Below are 18779 nucleotides of genomic sequence, written 5' to 3'. Positions count from 1 at the left end.
TGCGTCAGGTCTGCTCCGGTTCGGTCTTCAGCTTTTTTTCATCCACGCTGAGTGAGACGACGACACCAACCGCCGCGACCACGAGGCCGAACCAAAAGGCTGTGTGCAGCCCTTCGGCAAAACTGTCGCGAACAGCGGCAGTGACGGTCACTGCATCTTTACTGCTTAATCTATCGATGATCGCAGCGACCGCTGGATCCTTCAGCGTTCCTGCCGCTAGCGTGTGTATGTCCTGAGATCCAAGCTTTATCGTTGCGGCCGCCAGGGCATTTTCAACCACTCTGGTTGCGGAGAGGAACATCATCGACGTTGCAAATGCGATACCGATAGCGCCCAACCCCAAATGGAACATGAAGGACAGTCCGCCGGCCAGGCCAGCTCCCTTTGCCCCAACCGCATTGACGGCTGCCGTTCCAGCTGGACCGAAGACCAGTCCGCCCCCCAATCCGACCAGAACCATGATTGGGACCAGGGCCAGGTAGCCCCAGGAGGTTTGCAGGAAGAGCATTCCGACGCAGCCTGCCATCAGGAAGGCGTGGCCGAGCGACATCAGTTTTCGGGGTCCAACGGAATTGTAGTAGTTCCCGACGGCAAGGTTCATTGACGCGACGACGACAGCCAGGGGCAACATGCCCATCGCGCTCCAGAAGATTGACCAGCCGAGAACCTTTTGCATGTATTGAGGCAGATAAAGCAGGCAAAGAAAAAGGACGATTGCAGGCAGGCCGTTCAAGGCAAGTGTGCGGACAAATTGGTGATTGCGCATCATGGACACCGGGATCATCGGATCCCGCACAGCCTTCTCGATAAAGGGAAACAGAACGAATAGGACACAGGCGATTGCAAACAGCGAAAGCGTGACCCAGTCGGTCCAACCGTTATCTGCACCAACGTCCAACCCGAAAAGCAGACAGAAAACGCCGCCCGCAAGGACAGCCATTCCTGCAAGGTCCACCGCCTCGTCGGTATTGTGTTCCTTTTCCCTTTCAATGAAACGCGCAATCAAGACCATGGCGATCAGCGCAAAAACCAAATTGAAAACGAAGAAACCGCGCCAATCGCCAAATTCGGCCAACGTGCCTGCGATGAAGGGCGCTAGAACGTTGCCGCCGGCAACCGTGCCCATCAGGATTCCCATCGCCTGAGCCCGTTCGTCTTCTTCGACTGACGTTGCCGCTAGCGCAAGAATGCAGGGCCAGACGAGCGCCGACCCTATTCCTTGTAGGGCTCTGGCGACGATTAGGGCCGTCACGTTGGGTGCCAGGATGCAGGCAAGCGAAGCAAACAGGAAAATGGCGAGTCCGATAAGCACAAATCTGCGATGACCGAGCATGTCACCCAGCCTGCCGCCTGCCACCAAACCCATTGAAAGCGTGAGTGCGTAGGCGTTGAGCACCCATTGAGTGGTGGTGATGTCGACCGAGTATTCCTGCTCGATTGGCGTCACAAGCAGCATAGCACCGGTAAAGTCGGTCCCGATCAGGAAAGAGGGGATAGAAACAGCTGCAAGAATTCGTTTCGCCTTTCCATCCATTTGCCTTCCCCCAACGCGTTTGACATCACGTTAGGTTAAAAGCGGAAAGAGCGAAATGCTGAAAAATGCCAAAGGCGTATGCGCTCTGAAAGATGGATCTAGTCTGGAACGTCGGCCACCGGCAGCGTCACCAGGGCTATGCCTGGATCGTCCGGTGACGTTCCAACGGTGAAGCCGAGGGCATGGCACATGGAGATCATCGAGGTGTTTTCCTTCAGAACCTCACCCTTGATAGTGGTGATACCGTCGACCTTGGCATAGCGGATGATCAGCTGCATCAGGGCCCATCCAAGACCGACACCCTTAAGGTCGGATCGCACCATGACGGCGTATTCTCCGGTTTGATGGTCCGGGTCGGCATGAAGGCGCACGACGCCGAGCAAACGGCCATCTTCCGGGTCTATCGCGGCAAAAGCGATCGCGCGGGCATAGTCAAGCTGTGTCAGTCTTGCCAGAAACCTGTGAGAGAAATCGCGCACCGGTGCAAAGAACCGCAGCCTCAGATCCTCAGGGGTAATGGCCTGGAAAAACGACTTGAACAAGTCTTCATCTTCTGGCCTGACAGGTCGTATGAAGACGTCCTGACCGTCCTTCAAGGAGATCGTCTGTTCCCATTCCTTTGGATAAGGGGTGATCGCCAGACGAGATTTACCGGTCCGGCCAGGGCGATTTTCGGGGTGACAAAGGGTCATGCGCGCGTCCAGGGCGATGAGGCCGGACGGCAATGCGACAATCGGATTGATATCCAGTTCCTGAATTTCCGGAATGTCGATTGTAATTTGCGAGAGTTTTACTAGTGCTTCGGCCAGAGCGGGGGTGTCGAGAGGAGGACGGGCAGGGCCGCCTTCGAGCAATCTTGCAATCCGTGTGCGTTTGATTTGAGCCTGAGCAAGGTGAAGATCGAGCGGTGGCAACTCCAGCGCAATGTCGACGCTTTCCTCTATCGAGGTTCCCCCATGCCCGAACACCAGGACAGGGCCGAATTCATGTGTTTCGGCAAGCCCCATATAAAGTTCGAGCCCGTGCCTGTCTTCCAGCATCGGATGAACGGAAACACCTGCAATTCTCGCGTCCGGGAAAGCGTTCCGCGTGTTGTTGATCAGTTCTTCAGCCGCTTGTCTTACCGCTTTCGGGCTTTCCAGTCCGAGCCTGACACCATCAATGTTGGATTTGAACGGCAGATCAGGCGAAATCAGTTTGGCCACGCAGTGTTTTGCTGTTTCGAAAAATGACCTGGAGAGTTCCCCGGCTTCGTCCGCGGTAGCCGCCATTTCCGTGGCCATGATTGGAAGGTCATAGCACTCGAGCACCTGACAGACTTCTTTTGGTGTAAGCCAGGTGCGATCTGTTTTCAGGGCAGCTTCAACAATACCACGGGCTTTGCTGGTATCCGGGGTGAAGCTACTGGGCAGGCTTGGGGGAGCTGCCATCAGAAATTCCCGGGCCTGTGCGTCATGTGCCAGATGCATCAGACTGCGGGCGGCTTCGGCCGGGCTGGCATAATTCGGGATTTTTGCATCGGAAAGATGCGCTCGCAGTGCACCGTCACCGCCGATCAGACCTGCCACCAAAGCCTTGCGTCGACCGGTTCGTTTTCGGTCCAGGGTTGCGGCATCGGTTATGGCCTTGGCAATTTCCGGCAGCGACTGGAATGCACTTGCGGATTGCAGCACAAGCGCACCGTCGACCTGGGTGTCTTTCAGCACGGTGGCAATCGCGCGCGTGATGTCGTCTGGCGTCATGTTCTCGCGCAGCACCAGAGTTCCATTCGCCGCCGGGGTTTTCTCAAGGTCGTCATACGTGCGGCTTAAGCCTTCGAGACTTTCCCGGGTCTCCGTTCCAAGCTCAGCAAATCTAGCGCCAAGATCCATCAACCTGTCGACGGCCAGACTGGCGAGGCTGCGGCCATTTGCAAGAACAGCCAGTCGGTCACAGCGCGGCACCCGAATTTGTGAAAGTGTCTCCAGGGCCTCGAACATTTCATCGAGATCATGCACGCGCAGCAGGCCGGTTCTGCGAAACGCCGTCTCATAGACAAGGTCTGTTCGGGCAAGACGTCCGGCATGGGTGCGACCGGTTCCGCCGGTGTCATGGCTCTTGCCCGATCTGAGCACGATCACCGGTTTGCTGCGGGCAGCCGCCCGTGCGGCAGATATGAATTTCCGTGGAACCGCTATGCCTTCCAGGTGCAACACGATCGACCGCGTTCGATAGTCCTGTGCAAAATAGTCGATCAGGTCGCCGACATCGACGTCGACACGCTGGCCAAGCGAGACAATGGATGAAAAGCCGGTGTTGTGATTTTTGGCCCAGGAAAGCGTTGCATTCAGCACAGCCCCGGAGCGGGAGAAAAATGCGACATCACCCTTGTTGGGCGTTTCAGCGCTCAAAAGCGCATTCAGTTTGCTCGCCGGAACGGCAATGCCCAGGCTTCCGGGGCCGATAATGCGCAAATTGGTTTTTCTGGCGGCTTCCCTGCATTCCTGAATGAGCGCTTCGGGCCAGCTTTCATAGCCTGGAGAAGGTATTAGGACCGCTCGAGTGCCGCCGTCGGCGAGCTTCGCAATCGTCGCGGGCAAAGACTCGGCCTTTGCGAGATAGATCACCAGATCCGGCATGCGCTCCAGGTCGTCAAGCAGTGCAACGCGCTGGCCTCCGAAGGCAACGTCTTGCTCGATACCGACCAGCGTGACCCTGTGAGCGGCCTCGATATCATGCAGACATGCGATCAGCTTTTCGGTAAGCACGCCTGGATGCCGACAAGGCCCGAGAACGGCGATTGATGTCGGAGCGAAAAAGCCTTCAAGATTTCGAATGGTCACCTGCGCGGTCCCTTCATCGACCGTAAGACGATGCAATGCGCAACAATCAACAGACTTCGATTAAACACTTAAGACAAAAATACCCGCGGGCCAGTTTTGATAGGCTCCGCGGGTATCTTGCATCATTTGTGGCTCCTAGTGTGCCATCAGGACCGGTACCGTCATGGATTCCAGAATTTCCCTGGTGGCGCCGCCAAACAGGAATTCGCGCATCCGGCTGTGTCCATACCCGCCCATGACGACAAGGTCGTTGCCGCTTTCCGAGACATGATTGAGCACCGTGTCCGCAATGCCGGTTTGAGGATTTGTAATCACCTTGATGGTGACCTTCATGTTATGGCGCGCCAGATAATTGGCAACATCAGCACCCGGCTGTCCGTTCGCCGCGGTAGATGATTTCTCGATGACCAGGAGCGTGATTTCATCGGCTTTTTCCAGGACAGGAAGGGCTGAATGGATGGCTCTGGTTGCAGTGGAACTGCCGTCCCACCCGACAAGCACGTTTTTCGGCTGAAAGCTGGTGCTGCCGATATAGGGCACGAGCAGAACCGGCACGCCGCTCTCAAAAAGCACGGTTTCGATAAGGAGCTCGCGCATCGGTTCAGGTTTGTCTGGATTGGCCTGTCCGATCACCACCATGTCGGTTGGTCGGCAATGCACAAGGACATTTTCCAGAGGTCCGCCGGTCAGAATTTCCGAAACCCGGCTTTCGTTGTTGACGCCGGCAAGACGGGCCAGCTCGTCAAATTCTTTCTTGGCCTCGTTGGCCGCGGCAATGGCTTGATCGTGCGCGGCCTGAAGATAGTCGACCGGCATTGGGGCTGCAGCGAAGGCCGGTACAACCGGCTCGAAGGAAACCGCAAGTCCGGTGACATGGGCATCGTGATTTCGGCCAAATTCGAGGGCGTATTTGGCAGCAGGCTGATCACCTGCCAGATCCAGTATCGTCAATATGTCTTTGATAGGCATCTTATCCCTCCTAAGGGCACGGTTCCGCTGGTCGAACCTGTCTGACTGATGTTGTAAAGGACAGCCTGAACGTGCGTCCTTGACGCGTATCAAACTTTTACGTCAGCTGAAACGCCCTGTTGGCGCAGACCGAAAAAATCCGTAAAAATAGGAGCATGTCAAAACGCTTGTTCTATCTGGCCCTGCCGCCACTTCTGCTCGTTGCGATCGCATTCGTTCTGGTTCAACTGGTTCAGGAACTGGATGAAGCGAGTGTGGACCGTAAGGCCGCCGAGCGTTTGACGCTCTATCGACAGACAATCTTGGGTGAGTACCAGAAATACCGGTATCTTCCCTATATGATTGCGCGCGACCCGCGGGCGACATCGGCACTTGGTCTCGGTCAGCCCGTGGACAGTGCCAACCGCTTTCTTCAGGAGATGGCTGAAAATTCCGGCGCGGAACTTCTCTACGTGATGAATGGCGACGGAACCACCCTTGCAGCCAGCAACTGGCAAGAGCCCTTGTCCCTTGTAGGTCGGAACTATGGGTTCCGGCCATATTTCAAATCGGCGATCCAGGGTGAAGAGGGACGGTTTTTCGCGATCGGAGCAACATCGGACGAGCCAGGTCTCTTTCTGGCACGACCAACACCGGTGGCCGGCTCTCCAATTGGAGTGGCTGTGGTCAAGGTGGACATGGGGCCGCTGGAAGATGCGTGGGCGGAAGGTGGTGAAACGGTTTTCGCGTCAGACGCCAATGGTGTGATTTTCCTGTCCAGTCACGCGGATTGGCGTTACCGCACGATCGAACCGCTGACCAAGGACGTGCGCGAAACAATTGACCTGACACGTCAATATGCAAGCAGAAGCCTGGAACCTGTCAGTGATCAGGCTGTGAGGGCACGTGAGCTTGTCACGATAGACGGCAAGGCCTTCCGGCACAATGCAGCCGATGTGGGTCTACTTGGCTGGACACTTCATTTTCTGGTGCCTGTTGAAGAAACCCGCAAAAGCATCCTTCCGATCTGGGCATCGGCCATCACCCTATGCCTGGTCTACGCGGTCATTGTCCTTGTGCTCAGAGGGCGAAGGTTGCGCAAGACGTCTGTCTTGTTGCGTCAGGAATCCGCGGACCTGAAAGAACTCAACACACGGCTTGTCGGCGAAATACAGGAACGAGGACGCATTGAGCGAGAGCTGCTTGAGGCACAAAGAGGGCTTGCCCGTTCAAACAGGCTTGCTGCTGTCGGCGAAATGTCGGCAGCCGTTGTGCACGAACTGAGCCAGCCGCTTGCAGCGCTGCGCATGTTCGTCGCCGGAACGCGAAAGTTTCTGGAAAAGGGCGACACGCAGACAGCTGCCGAGAACCTGGTGGAGATCGATTCTCTGCAACTGCGAATGGCCAATCTGACACAGGAGCTGAAGCGGTTTTCGCGTCCCGGAGAAAGCCGGATCGAGCGGATCGATCTGAGAGAAAGCATAAGAACTGCGGAAAAAATCGCGCGCCCGCGTTTTGAGGAGACTGGGGTATCGCTTGTTTTGGATCTTCCCGAAACACCGCTGGAAGTGGAAACAGCGCCGCTGCGTATAGAACAGATCCTTGTCAATCTTCTGCGGAACGGAGCCGATGCAACAGCGTCCGAACAGGCCGGCCGGGTTGAGCTGAAAGCCGCACTCGCCGACGGAGATGTTCGGCTTCAGATCGCCGACAATGGACCGGGCGTTCCGGAAGATCTGAGAGAGCGCATATTCGATCCGTTCTTCTCCACCAAAACGAGTTCCGGTGGCATGGGGCTGGGACTTGCGATCTCCATGCGGTTGGCTGAGGATCTTGGCGGCAGCTTGTCAGTCCGGGCGAACACCCCTAAAGGGGCTGTCTTCGAACTTGAGCTGCCGGCGTTCTCGGCAGTCTCAGATAGCAGCAGAGCAAAAGCCGAGCCGGAATCTGAAGCCGCTGAATGACAGACAAAACCGACAATACGCCCGTCCTGGTGGTTGATGACGATCCGTCAATGCGCGCAGCCCTTCGTCAATGGATCTGCCTCGCAGGATTTGACACCACGGAAGTGGCAACAGCAGACCAGGCTATGGCGAAACTGTCGCCAGAGTTCGGGGGCTGTGTTGTTTCCGATGTCATGCTGGAAGGCGAAGACGGTGTTTCTCTTCTCAGGCGCATTGGCGAGCAGGACGCAGAACTGCCTGTGGTGCTGATCACCGGACATGGCGACGTTCCCATGGCCGTGGAGGCGATGCGTGCGGGTGCGTATGACTTCGTCGAAAAACCCTTCGATCCCGATCATATCGCCGAAGTTGTCCGCAGGGCCTGTGATAAACGATCTCTGGTATTGGAAAACCGGCAGCTGAAAGCGCAACTCGCCGAAAGTGTCGGCTTGGAAAGTCGCCTGATCGGCAACAGCCCCGCGATACAGACACTGCGTCAGCAGATCCTTCATTTCGCGCGCACGGATGCGGCTGTCTTGATCACGGGAGAGACAGGAACGGGCAAAGAAGTCATTGCCCAGGCGCTGCATGATTTCAGTCCGCGCAAGGACGGGCCTTTTATGGCAATCAATGCCGCGGCGCTGCCGGAGGCCATGGTTGAGGCTGAGCTTTTCGGCCACGAGGCCGGCGCCTTCACCGGGGCCGACAAGCGACGGATTGGCCGAATAGAATCCGCAGGTGGTGGAGTTCTGTTTCTCGACGAGATTGTTTCCATGCCGCTTGCATTGCAGCCCAAGCTGCTTCGCGTTTTGCAGGAAAAACAGGTGGACCGGATCGGCGGTACGCGTCCGGTGGAGGTTGATATACGACTGATCAGTGCCGCAAATCTGGACCCGAAGGAGGCCGTCGCCGAAGGCCGTCTCCGCGAGGATCTTCTGTTTCGTCTGAACACCATTGAACTGAAAGTGCCGCCACTGCGTGAACGTGGACGCGACAGCCTGCTGCTTTTTGACACCTTCCTGAACCGTTTCGCCCTTCAATACGGCCTTGATGTTCCGCTCACCTCTGCCCGTGACGAAGCTTTTTTGCAGACTTATTCCTGGCCCGGCAACGTGCGTGAGTTGCGCAATGCCGCAGAACGCTTCGTTCTAAATGCCGGGGTTGGTCCGCAGCCCCTGGAAGCGCTGGTAACAGGCCACCGCGAGGGAACCGTTCCTTCAGAGGAAGGTGGTCTGAAGGAACTGATGGACACCTATGAGCGCAGCCTGATTGAAAGTGCCCTGCGACGCCACGGCGGTCGGATTGCCGATGTCATGCAGGAACTCAACCTGCCGCGTCGAACATTGAACGAAAAGATGACGCGTCACGGGCTCACAAGGGATCAGGCGGGACCTGTCGAACCTGTCGTCAATTGATGATCGGCGGAAATCCGCCGATGCACGAGCGCTCTCGGCAAGATCTTGCCTAGGTGCGTTGCAGCAAGCCGCACAGCGTGCCACTAAAATAGCAAAAAACCTTGAATGAGCTGTTGTCAATCCAAGCTGGCACGGGTCATGCTTTACGACAAGCGACTTGGCACGGGTCTGTACCGCGAATTGGGTTCAGGCTGAGCAGCCAAGGAGTGAGCAGGGCCGCAAACGAACACGCGGCTCATTGATCTGGGAGGATTGCATGCTCTTTTCACTCAAGTCCGCAACTGCTGTGTCCGCAGTTGCGCTCTCTGTAATGTTCGCGACAGAAACTTTCGCCGCCGACGTCACCTGGAATGTCTCGCTGTGGGGCAAGCGCCGCGCGTTTACCGAGCACGTTGAGAAGCTGGCGCAGGAAGTTGCTGCCAAGACCGACGGCAAGTTTGAAATCGTTCTGCACTATGGTGGCGCGCTTTCCAAGTCTCGTGAAAATCTTGACGGTATCTCATTCGGTGCATTCGAGATGGCGCAGTTCTGTGCGTCCTATCATGCCGACAAAAACCCGACCCTGACGGTTCTTGAGCTGCCTTTCCTGGGTGTTTCCGATCTGGAAACGGAAGTGAAGGTGTCCAAGGCGCTCTATGATCATCCGGCCGTCCAAAAAGACCTCGGCCGCTGGAACGCCAAACTGCTGATGCCTTCCCCGATGCCGCAATATAACTTTGCCGGCAAGGGCGACGTCCCGGGCTCGATTTCTGACTTTGACGGCATGCGTGTTCGTGCACTCGGTGGCCTTGGAAAGCTGATGGAAGCTGTTGGCGCAGTCCCGACATCTGTCACAGCCTCTGAAACCTATCAGGCGATCGATTCAGGCACAGTGCAGGCAGCCGGCTTTGCTCCGCATGCGCACCTGTCCTTCAAGGTGGTTGAAGTTGCCGACTGGTGGACCAAGAACCTCAACCCCGGCACTGTTCATTGCCCGATCGTTGTCAACGTGGACGCTTACAACGCGCTTCCCGATGACTTCAAGGCAGCGCTCGATGCTTCAGTCGACCCGGCGCTTGCCCACTACCTCGATACCTATGCCAAGGTTTACGACAAGTGGTGGCCCGAACTGGAAAACCGCGGTGTCACTCAGGTTGAGTTCACCGACGAAGAACTGGCAGCCTTTTCTTCAAAGGCCGGCCCGATCCATGAAGCATGGGTTGCAGAGCAATCTGCGAACGGTCTTCCGGCGCAGGAACTGCTCGACATGGTCAAGAAGACCATTGCTGAATAAGCCGGCACGTTCGGTTTGACCCTTCTGCTTTCTGGCGCCGGGCACTTGTCCTGGCGCCAGAAAGCCCTGCTCGGGGCTGAAACTCATGATGACAATTGATCCCGGTGGACGTTCCGACCAGGAACGGCCGGTTACCTATATCCGTTTCGATGGCTGGCTTGCTCGCGTGGAAAACGCCTTCAACATGTTTGCCGCCTTTTCGATCCTGGCCTTGATGCTGTTGGCTGTCGCTCAAGTCGTCGGGAGAGTGTTCAACACACCGGTGCCCGGCTTTATCGACATCACAGAACAGGCGATGGCCATTTTCGCATTTGCCGGTGTTGCCTACTGTCAGCGCGTTGGCGGTCATATCCGAATGGAAATCGTGCTTGGCAATCTGAGTGGCCGCACGCTTTACATCTGTGAATTGATCGGTGTCATTCTGATCGCATTCACCGTTGCACTCCTCATCTGGGGGAGCTGGTATCACTTCGAACGTGCCTGGAACATCGGCGACAGTACGATGGATATCCGTCTGCCGACCTGGCCCTCCAAACTGGTGATACCGGTCGCTCTCAGCTTGCTGTTCCTGCGCCTTTTGATGCAGATTTACGGTTATGCCCGTCTGATCGCCGATCCACGCCGGACGCCAATTGCCGTTCCGGTCATCGAAGGAGTTGAAGAGCACGCCAAACACGAAATTGAAGAAGCTTTTGGTGAAGACACAAAAGAGGGAGGCTCCAAATGACGCCGTTTGACGTTGGCCTCCTTATGACCGGAGTGCTTCTGGTTCTCGTCATCCTCGGGGTGCGGGTCGCATTCGCGGCAGCCTTTACCGGGCTGGTCGGTTTGATCATCCACTTTTCCATGAAGATGGGTTTTGAACGCGGGTTTTTTGTCGCTCTGCAAATGGCCGGGACCATTCCGCATTCCAAGTCGGTAACTTACGCGCTGTCTGTTTTGCCGACCTTCATTCTCATCGGGTTTCTGGCCTTTTACGCAGGTTTCACCAAACAGCTCTTTGAGGCGGCCAAACGCTGGCTCGGATGGCTGCCAGGGGGCATGGCAGTTGGTACCGTGTTTTCAACTGCGGGATTTGCAGCCGTCTCGGGGGCTTCTGTTGCAACAGCTGCCGTCTTTGCACGCGTTGCCATTCCTGAGATGCTCAATGCGGGTTACTCCAAACGCCTTTCGGCTGCAGTGGTGGCCGCCGGTGGTACGCTTGCATCCCTGATCCCGCCATCAGCGATCCTGGTGATTTACGCGATTCTGGTGGAACAGTCCGTCGGCAAATTGCTGATCGCGGGCTTCCTGCCTGGCGTCTTTTCCGCGCTGATCTATGTCGGCATTATTGTGGCGGTATCCGCTTGGCGCGGCGATGCGCCTCCGGTTAAGGGCTATACCTGGATGGAGCGTATTGAGAGCGTTCCCGGCACGCTTCCGATCATCGCCGTTGTGGCAATCATCTTCTGCTCCTTCTTCTTCGGTTGGGCAACGCCGACGGAAGCAGGTGCTCTCGGTGCATTTGTCGTGTTGATGGTTGCATTTGCCAAGGGCATGAAGACCAAACAGCTTGGGCAAGCCCTCCACGAAACGGCAAAACTCACGGTCATGATCTTCACGCTGATCTGGGGTGTGCTGGTCTATGTGCGTTTTCTCGGCTTTGCCGGTCTGCCGGAAGCTTTCAAAGACTTCATTGTGGCGTTGGAGTTTTCGCCCTGGATCGTGATGATCTGCATACTGCTTGCCTATGCCGTGCTCGGCATGTTCATGGATGCAATCGGCATGCTGATCCTCACACTTCCAGTCGTCTACCCGGCCGTCATGGCTTTGAACGGCGGCGAGAGTGTCTCCGCAGCTGACAGCGCCTTTGGCATGTCGGGTGAAGCTTGTGCGATCTGGTTCGGAATTCTGGTGGTGAAGATGGCGGAGCTCTGTTTGATCACACCGCCAATTGGATTGAACTGCTTTGTCGTCTCAGGCGTCCGGCCGGACATTCCGGTTCAGGAAGTCTTCCGCGGCTGCATTCCGTTCTTCGTTGCTGACGTTCTGACCATCGCAGGTCTTCTCGCATTCCCGTCGATCATCACGATCCTGCCCACGCTGATGGGTTAGCGGCAACTGGACAGAAAAAGAAAGACGCCGCCGGAAAATCCGGCGGCGTTTTTGTGACAGTGCGAAGTGCGCACAGACGACAATTGCTCCTAGTCAAAAACGCGCGGCTGCGAATTGTGAGTGTCGAAGCGGTTGTTGCCAGGCGTGCCTGGAATGAACCCATTCACCACAAAAATATAGAGCCCATAGAAGATGTTTACGACGGGTACGAGCAGGAGCAGCAACCAGAAACCGGATACGTCTCTGTCATGATTTCGTCTGACCAGTATTGACCAGTAACTCACCGCCGTCACCAGGAGTAGCGAGCCACAGATCATGCCGGTATTGGAACCGTAGAGCGCAACGATGACGCTCCAATCGCGTGCGCTTTCGCTCATTTGATCGGCGCGCGACATCAGATCCATGAATGCAGGATAGGCGCTCCAGACCAGCGTTGAAATCAGCACCATGTCGATGAAGAAACGAATGAAGCCTATGGTCCAGTATTCCATGCGACCAAGACGGCCCTTGAAGCTGAAGAAGATGGAAAGGCCATGTGTCAACGCCTTGCCAACAGAGAAACTGTCGTTGTCTTCAAAGGCTGCGGGACCTTCAGGTGCGCTCTGGTAAGCATTCGCTGTCACGGCAGCAGGCTGCGGAGATGCCCACGATTGCCCGGTATTCGGCACAAGGCCTCGTCTTCCGAATTGCTTGCGTTGCATTGAAAAGGCAGCCCCTGTTGTCACTCTTTCAAATTGAACAGGGGCTACGTTACGACAGTCAGTTTAATTTTGACGTAAAAGATGTAGTTAAGTTTTTATGTATCTAATACTAGTTCAATTTCGTCTGATCGATATCAGGTTTCCCGGCAAGAATTGTGATCTGAATTCTAAAATAAGCTTCCTTGGTCAGCAGGCTTGCTTTTGGATGTTGCCGGTTTTTTCGTTTTGGCCTTGGGTTTGCTCGTTCCACTGTCACTCATGACCATTGCTTCGACCGCACCATCAGCCAGTTCGATTGAGAGTGCTGCTCCTTGAGCAAGCTCGGCCGCAGACCGGACTGGTTGCCCGCTTTCATCACGCACGACTGCATATCCTCGCGCCAGAACATCTTTGTAAGAGAGCGATTTCAGCAGCTTCTGCAAACCGTCGAGACGCGTTTTTTCTTCTCGAACCCGTGCAAGATAAGCCCGGTCAAGCCGTTCTGAAAAGCCGTTCAGCCGTTCGTTGCCGAGCGTGATCTGTTGAGCGAGCCGGGCAGGCGACAATCGTCCCGAGGCGCCGGAATAGGCCTGCCGTTTCTGACTGACGGCAACCTGAAGCGCACGCTGCTGCCGACCGCTGATCTGGGTAAGATCCTGTCTTGCCTTTGAAGTCTGCCGGGACAAAAGGAAGGGCGACAAACGGCCCGACAGATTTTCAAGATGTGTGCGATGGCTTTTGGTGCTGACGATCAACGCCCGCTCCAGGCTGTTCGCCAGCGTGTCGAATTTCTGGCGCGGCAAGGCCAGCAGGTCTTGAGGCGCCGGCAAAGCAGCGCTCGCGGCCCGAAGTTCCGTCCGGCGCGACGTGACAAAGCGGACAAGCCCAGAATTCAGTCGACGCGCCCTGTCATCCACCATCGCCATGAGCTCGGCCTTCACCGGAACAGCGATCTCCGCAGCACCGGTTGGCGTGGGTGCTCGTAGGTCTGCGGCCAGGTCGATCAGGGTCCAGTCGGTTTCATGGCCGACAGCAGATATCAGGGGTATCTGACTGTCCGCAGCTGCGCGCACCACTGCTTCTTCATTGAAGCCCCAAAGATCTTCAATACTGCCGCCACCGCGGGCGACGATCAGAAGATCCGGTCTGGGGATCGGGCCGTCCGCTGATAAAGCGTTGAAACCGCGAATGCCATTGGCGACCTCCGCGCCAGACGTTTCACCCTGAACGCGAACAGGCCAAACGACAACATGCAGCGGAAACCTGTCGCTGATGCGATGCAGAATATCCCGAATGACGGCGCCAGTCGGTGACGTGACCACGCCAATGACCTTTGGCAGCGGAGGCAGCGCTTTTTTTCGTTCTTCAGCAAAGAGCCCTTCAGCGGCAAGTTTCTTTTTCCGCTCTTCAAGCAGTGCCATCAAAGCACCAGCGCCAGCAGGCTCGAGCGCATCGATGACCATCTGGTACTTGGACTGACCGGGGAAGGTCGTGATCTTGCCTGTCGCGATGACTTCCAGACCTTGTTCGGGCTGGATCTTCAGTTTGGAGGCAACGCCGCGCCAAATCACGCCGGACAAAACGGCCCGGTCGTCCTTGAGGTCAAGGTAAATATGCCCAGACCCTGGCCGCGAGATACGTCCGAGCTCTCCCCGTACGCGCACATAACCGAACGCATCTTCCATTGTCCGTTTGATGGAGAACGAGATTTCGGAAACCGAAAATTCGGCAACGTTGGAGGACTGTTCGCTCACGATTGATTCCCTCTTGATAAAAGGAAATTGTCTGCTTGCAGGCAGGGGGTCAAGGGGAAGCACATTCGGACACTCCCGGAATGAGGCGATCATTTTGTCATCGAAACCGAAAACGGAATTTTCGCCAGATGCGTTTTTCCGATGGGCGAAGCGAAAAGGCACTTGCCGCACTTATCTGGTGACGAATCAAATAGAGTGAAATCTGCATTTGACCGCGCCTTGAAACCCTCACAATCGAACGCCTACGTAAGAACCATGGGAAAATATGATTTCAAAATGCAGCGGCTTTTTTTGCGGCATATTCTTGCAGATGGCGCGCGGATCGAAGCTGATCGAGGCCAGGCAAACTACCTGATGAATGTGTTGCGTCTGAAAGACGGCGACTATGTTCTTGTGTTCAACGGCAGCGATGGTGAGTGGCTGGCCAAGATCTCAAGCAACAGCAGACGGGACTGTGCGCTGCAGTTGATGGAGCGGACCCGGGACCAGACCGAGCGCAACGATCTGATGTACATGTTTGCGCCGCTCAAGCATGCCCGGTTGGACTATATGGTGCAAAAGGCCGTGGAAATGGGGGCAGGCAGTCTGAAACCGGTCATGACCCAGCACACGCAGGCGAGCCGCGTTAACCTGGAACGCATGGAAGCAAACGTCATTGAGGCCGCCGAGCAATGTGGTGTGCTTTCCATCCCGGAGGTGTTGGCACCGCAACCTCTCAAGGACGTGCTTGACGTCTGGAGCCAGGCACAGCCGGGGCGCAAGCTCCTATTTTGCGATGAAGGTGAGGGCACGGACAATCCTCTGATGACCCTTGCACAGCTCAAGGAAGCAGGCCCCAATCCGCTTGCGGTGCTGGTTGGTCCCGAAGGCGGTTTTTCTGATGAAGAAAGACAGGAATTGCGCGCCATGGAATTTGTCGTTCCAATTCCTCTCGGACCGCGTATTCTGCGGGCAGACACTGCGGCTGTCGCCGCATTGACGGTAATTCAGGCAACATTGGGAGATTGGAGATAACCTGATGTCCCAAGAAATCCTCCCGAACAAGCAATCTTCGACGGATACCCCAATTCAGGAGATTGCGGATACGGAGGATTTTGGCACGGCGACAGGTGCTGGTGCTGAGAGGACCCGCTTTCGCTTGCCGGTCGGGATTGCGCTCGGGCTTGTGTTTTCCCTGCTGCTGGTTCTGATCTGCGGAATTATCATTGCTTATATGTCTTCGGCTGATCGCCGGATCGCCGGGCGCTTGCTTGACGAGCAGGGACAGGCTGTCCTCAGAGGCAACGAAGCGGTCCTCAGCAAGTTCTTCAAGGAACAGGAGCTTCTGTTCCATTCCATTGCGGTTCAGGCCGAAGACACTGGGAAACAGCTTCGACAAGCAGATCTGCTTGCCTATTACAAGCTGCTGCCCAAGGGGGCTGCGCTTGAGCTCGGCCGCGCGGTCATGACGGAAGAACCTTCCGATCAATTGCCGCAAGTCAGTTGGTCGGATTTTCGCTACCGGAATGGTTTTGCCACCGCGGTCAAGCTGGCAGAGCTCGATCTTGGCAATGGTCAGACATTGATCGGCCTTTACCCGCAGCCCGTTTTCGCCGATGTCGCCGACACCATGGAATGGGAGGGCCGGCAACAGGTCTTTGTCCTGTCCGGCAAGGACAGGGCGATCGTTGTTGACGGCGTTCCGGAAAGCGAATTTGAGGCAAGTGCCGAACAGCCGCTGCCAAGGCTTGTGGATCTGAAGAGTTCGCCCTTGCACCGTGTCTGGGAGGACAATGAAAGAGCCCATGACATGGGCGGGTCCATTGAGGGCAGGGTCTTCCCGGGTGACCATCGTATGTTCACGGCCATCTATGTCGACATCGCAAACGGGCCTGCGAAAGGCTGGATCCTTGGAACGCTCTACCAGGCCGATGAATTTGGAGCTGCACTCGATCAAACTCAGATCGTCCTATATGCGGCACTGGTGGCTCTGGTTGTTGGCGCAATCCTGTCCTTCATTGTCGGGAGAATGCTCGGCAGGCCGCTTAGCAGGCTTGCCCTGTCCGCCGCCGAGTTGCGGCAACTCAAATTCGACGCAGCAGACAGGTTGCCACGTTCTCGGCTGGCCGAGTTGGATGACGTGAATCAGGCCTTTAACGGCTCGATCGGAGCCTTGAACGCTTTCGCCAAATATGTGCCCAAGCAGCTTGTTTCCCGGTTGATTGAAGAAGGAATGACCAGCACCCGCAACATCGAGATCAAGGAGATGACCATTGTCTTTACCGATCTCGCAGGCTTCACCGACTTGGCGTCTCACATGAGCGCCGAAGAAACGGCGGGGTATCTGAACGGCTACTTTGAAACCGTGTCTCAGGCGATTGCCGAAAGGCAGGGTACGATCGACAAGTTTCTGGGTGACGGCGTGATGGCCTTCTGGGGTGCACCTTCCGAACAGCCGGATCACGCAGCCATGGCAATTGCGGCGGTCAAAACGCTCGCCGACAGAATTGAGCAGGCCACGGGGCGCACAATGCGGGTGCGGATCGGCGTTCACACCGGCAAAGTCGTCGTCGGTGATATCGGCTCTTCCGCCCGGATGAACTACACAGTGATCGGTGATGCAGTGAATGTTGCTGCTCGGCTCCAGGAGTACGGCAAGGAAGTTGATCCGGACGCAAAGGTGATAGCGCTCGCAAGCGGTGACACGATGGTCAACCTTCCTGAAGGAACAACCGCGACCAGCCTTGGAACTGTTCAATTGAGAGGCCGCACAGCACCTTTATCGGTCTTCAGGATCGCGTGAGATCTACGCGGTGTCGTTTCCCTGCTTGCATTCTTCTTTCAGGACTCCTAAATCACCGAAGCTCAATTGCGCCCGGTTCAGGGCACAGCGGATCATTGCGGTTTGGGGGCAAACACACGGGCCGCACAGGAAATTAGGACAAGTTCATGGCCCGCGACACGGTCGACTCCACTCCAATTGAATCTGTGGCTGAGCTGGCCGCAACCCTGGAAGAGGGCTGTAAGCCTGAAGACCAGTTCCGCATCGGTACCGAGCACGAAAAGTTCCTTTTCTGCGAAAAGCAACTGTCACCGATCCCGTATGAGGGTGACAACGGCATCGAGGCAGTTCTGACCGGCATGGAAAAACTGTTGGGCTGGGACCGGATTGAGGATGATGGCAAAATCATCGGTCTGGCGGATGACCGCGGTGGCGGCGCTATTTCGATTGAACCCGGTGGCCAGTTCGAATTGTCAGGCGCTCCGCTGGACAGCCTGCACCAGACCTGTCGCGAAGCCAATCAGCATCTTGCCAATGTCCGCAAGGTGGCTGAGCCTTTGGGGGTCGGGTTCCTCGGCATTGGCATGACGCCGACATGGGCTCGCGCCGATGTCCCGCGCATGCCCAAGTCCCGTTACGACATCATGACCAACTACATGCCGAAGGTCGGCTCTCTTGGTCTCGACATGATGTACCGTACGGCAACCATTCAGGTGAATCTGGATTTTGCGTCCGAAGCCGACATGGTCAAGAAAATGCGGGTCGGTCTGGCTCTGCAGCCAATTGCAACATCGATTTTTGCCAACTCTCCCTTCACCGAAGGCAAGCCGAACGGCTTCAAATCGTTCAGGGCCCAGATCTGGACCGATACGGACGGTGATCGCACCGGAGATATGCCGTTTGCTTTCGAAGATGGCTTCGGGTTTGAGCGCTACGTCGAATGGGCGATCGACGTGCCGATGTACTTCGTCAAAAGAGGTGCAACCTATTATGACGTAACCGGCACGACTTTCCGCCAGTTCATGAACGGTGCGCTGGAAGGCAAGGTGCCGGATGCTACACCGAGCCTCGGAGACTGGAACAACCATCTTTCGACACTGTTCCCAGATGTGCGGTTGAAGAAATACATTGAAATGCGGGGCGCTGACGGCGGTCCTTGGCGGCGTATCTGTGCGCTTCCTGCCCTGTGGGTCGGTCTTCTCTACGACGACGGTGTACTCGATCAGGCGTATGAACTGATAAAGGACTGGACGGCGGAAGAGCGTGCAAACCTGCGCAGTTCCGTTCCCAAAACAGCTCTGCAGACCCCGTTCCGGAACGGAACGATATTGGACGTTGCACGCGATGTTCTGGCGTTGTCTCAGGAGGGCCTGAAACGTCGGAACAGGTTGAGCGACGGTGATCTTGACGAGCGTGTACACCTTGCTCCGATCGAAGAGGGATTGGCGTCTGGCATGTGCCCCGCCGATGTGCTGCTTCAACGCTATAACGGGTCCTGGGGTGGTGACGTTACGCAGGTTTTCCGGGACTACGCCTACTAGGCTCCGGATCTGAA

13 protein-coding genes are annotated in these 18779 nt (G+C 56.3%); 8 read left to right on the top strand and 5 right to left on the bottom strand.

Annotated elements, in window-relative coordinates; genetic code table 11:
• Positions 1 to 4: 4 nt before the first annotated feature.
• From K1718_RS23305 to K1718_RS23295, 3 genes are all read right to left on the bottom strand, one after another.
• Entirely contained in the window at positions 5 to 1534 is a 1530-nt protein-coding gene (locus tag K1718_RS23305) for an MFS transporter (RefSeq protein ID WP_265680670.1), read from the bottom strand.
• Between the two features lie 98 nt (positions 1535 to 1632).
• Entirely contained in the window at positions 1633 to 4356 is a 2724-nt protein-coding gene (locus K1718_RS23300) for a bifunctional acetate--CoA ligase family protein/GNAT family N-acetyltransferase (protein ID WP_265680671.1), read from the bottom strand.
• A gap of 135 nt (positions 4357 to 4491) precedes the next feature.
• Entirely contained in the window at positions 4492 to 5325 is an 834-nt protein-coding gene (locus tag K1718_RS23295; RefSeq protein WP_265680672.1) for a universal stress protein, read from the bottom strand.
• Positions 5326 to 5480: 155 nt separating this feature from the next.
• On the opposite strand from K1718_RS23295, the gene K1718_RS23290 reads away from it, so the two are divergent.
• The 5 genes from K1718_RS23290 (at position 5481) to K1718_RS23270 (ending at position 12029) form a co-directional block, all read left to right on the top strand.
• A complete protein-coding gene (locus K1718_RS23290) occupies positions 5481 to 7268 on the top strand; it encodes a sensor histidine kinase (RefSeq protein ID WP_265680673.1) in 1788 nt (595 codons plus the stop codon).
• The gene (locus K1718_RS23285; RefSeq protein WP_265680674.1) at positions 7265 to 8662 is read left to right on the top strand and encodes a sigma-54-dependent transcriptional regulator; all 1398 of its coding nucleotides are present in this window, start codon (positions 7265 to 7267) and stop codon (positions 8660 to 8662) included. Before K1718_RS23290 ends, K1718_RS23285 begins: the two co-directional genes overlap by 4 nt.
• 256 nt (positions 8663 to 8918) lie before the next feature.
• The gene (locus K1718_RS23280) at positions 8919 to 9935 is read left to right on the top strand and encodes a C4-dicarboxylate TRAP transporter substrate-binding protein (protein WP_152503205.1); all 1017 of its coding nucleotides are present in this window, start codon (positions 8919 to 8921) and stop codon (positions 9933 to 9935) included.
• A gap of 85 nt (positions 9936 to 10020) precedes the next feature.
• A complete protein-coding gene (locus K1718_RS23275; protein ID WP_152503204.1) occupies positions 10021 to 10662 on the top strand; it encodes a TRAP transporter small permease subunit in 642 nt (213 codons plus the stop codon).
• Positions 10659 to 12029 carry a TRAP transporter large permease gene (locus K1718_RS23270; RefSeq protein WP_152503203.1) on the top strand — a complete coding sequence of 457 codons (1371 nt, stop codon included), beginning with the start codon at positions 10659 to 10661 and terminating at the stop codon, positions 12027 to 12029. The genes K1718_RS23275 and K1718_RS23270 overlap by 4 nt, the downstream gene beginning before the upstream one ends.
• Positions 12030 to 12118: 89 nt before the next feature.
• Here K1718_RS23270 and K1718_RS23265 read toward each other — a convergent pair whose 3' ends face one another.
• Complete coding sequence (locus tag K1718_RS23265; RefSeq protein ID WP_265680675.1) at positions 12119 to 12730, bottom strand: DUF805 domain-containing protein; 612 nt, start codon at positions 12728 to 12730, stop codon at positions 12119 to 12121.
• Positions 12731 to 12897: 167 nt separating this feature from the next.
• Positions 12898 to 14463 carry an exodeoxyribonuclease VII large subunit gene (xseA, locus tag K1718_RS23260; RefSeq protein ID WP_265680676.1) on the bottom strand — a complete coding sequence of 522 codons (1566 nt, stop codon included), beginning with the start codon at positions 14461 to 14463 and terminating at the stop codon, positions 12898 to 12900.
• Between the two features lie 255 nt (positions 14464 to 14718).
• Here xseA and K1718_RS23255 point away from each other — a divergent pair, with 255 nt between their 5' ends.
• The 3 genes from K1718_RS23255 to K1718_RS23245 all read left to right on the top strand — a co-directional run bounded on the left by K1718_RS23255 (position 14719) and on the right by K1718_RS23245 (position 18765).
• Positions 14719 to 15477, top strand: coding sequence for a 16S rRNA (uracil(1498)-N(3))-methyltransferase (locus K1718_RS23255; protein ID WP_152504436.1), 759 nt, complete (start codon positions 14719 to 14721; stop codon positions 15475 to 15477).
• 4 nt (positions 15478 to 15481) lie between these two features.
• Complete coding sequence (locus K1718_RS23250) at positions 15482 to 17245, top strand: adenylate/guanylate cyclase domain-containing protein (protein WP_265680678.1); 1764 nt, start codon at positions 15482 to 15484, stop codon at positions 17243 to 17245.
• A 146-nt stretch (positions 17246 to 17391) separates the two neighbouring features.
• The gene (locus tag K1718_RS23245) at positions 17392 to 18765 is read left to right on the top strand and encodes a glutamate--cysteine ligase (RefSeq protein ID WP_152503199.1); all 1374 of its coding nucleotides are present in this window, start codon (positions 17392 to 17394) and stop codon (positions 18763 to 18765) included.
• The last annotated feature ends 14 nt before the right edge of the window (positions 18766 to 18779 follow it).

This window comes from Roseibium porphyridii (assembly GCF_026191725.2).
In the GTDB taxonomy this organism is placed as follows: Bacteria; Pseudomonadota; Alphaproteobacteria; order Rhizobiales; family Stappiaceae; genus Roseibium; species Roseibium porphyridii.
The sequence above is the reverse complement of the archived record's forward strand: the minus strand, read 5'-3'. Positions and strand labels throughout refer to the sequence as shown.

What these genes read in the sequence shown, in the direction of transcription:
- K1718_RS23305 (WP_265680670.1), bottom strand. Translation starts at nt 1,534, where the DNA reads ATGGATGGAAAGGCGAAACGAATTCTTGCAGCTGTTTCTATCCCCTCT.
- K1718_RS23295 (WP_265680672.1), bottom strand. Translation starts at nt 5,325, where the DNA reads ATGCCTATCAAAGACATATTGACGATACTGGATCTGGCAGGTGATCAG.
- K1718_RS23290 (WP_265680673.1), top strand. Translation starts at nt 5,481, where the DNA reads ATGTCAAAACGCTTGTTCTATCTGGCCCTGCCGCCACTTCTGCTCGTT.
- K1718_RS23285 (WP_265680674.1), top strand. Translation starts at nt 7,265, where the DNA reads ATGACAGACAAAACCGACAATACGCCCGTCCTGGTGGTTGATGACGAT.
- K1718_RS23280 (WP_152503205.1), top strand. Translation starts at nt 8,919, where the DNA reads ATGCTCTTTTCACTCAAGTCCGCAACTGCTGTGTCCGCAGTTGCGCTC.
- K1718_RS23275 (WP_152503204.1), top strand. Translation starts at nt 10,021, where the DNA reads ATGATGACAATTGATCCCGGTGGACGTTCCGACCAGGAACGGCCGGTT.
- K1718_RS23270 (WP_152503203.1), top strand. Translation starts at nt 10,659, where the DNA reads ATGACGCCGTTTGACGTTGGCCTCCTTATGACCGGAGTGCTTCTGGTT.
- K1718_RS23265 (WP_265680675.1), bottom strand. Translation starts at nt 12,730, where the DNA reads ATGCAACGCAAGCAATTCGGAAGACGAGGCCTTGTGCCGAATACCGGG.
- K1718_RS23255 (WP_152504436.1), top strand. Translation starts at nt 14,719, where the DNA reads ATGGGAAAATATGATTTCAAAATGCAGCGGCTTTTTTTGCGGCATATT.
- K1718_RS23250 (WP_265680678.1), top strand. Translation starts at nt 15,482, where the DNA reads ATGTCCCAAGAAATCCTCCCGAACAAGCAATCTTCGACGGATACCCCA.
- K1718_RS23245 (WP_152503199.1), top strand. Translation starts at nt 17,392, where the DNA reads ATGGCCCGCGACACGGTCGACTCCACTCCAATTGAATCTGTGGCTGAG.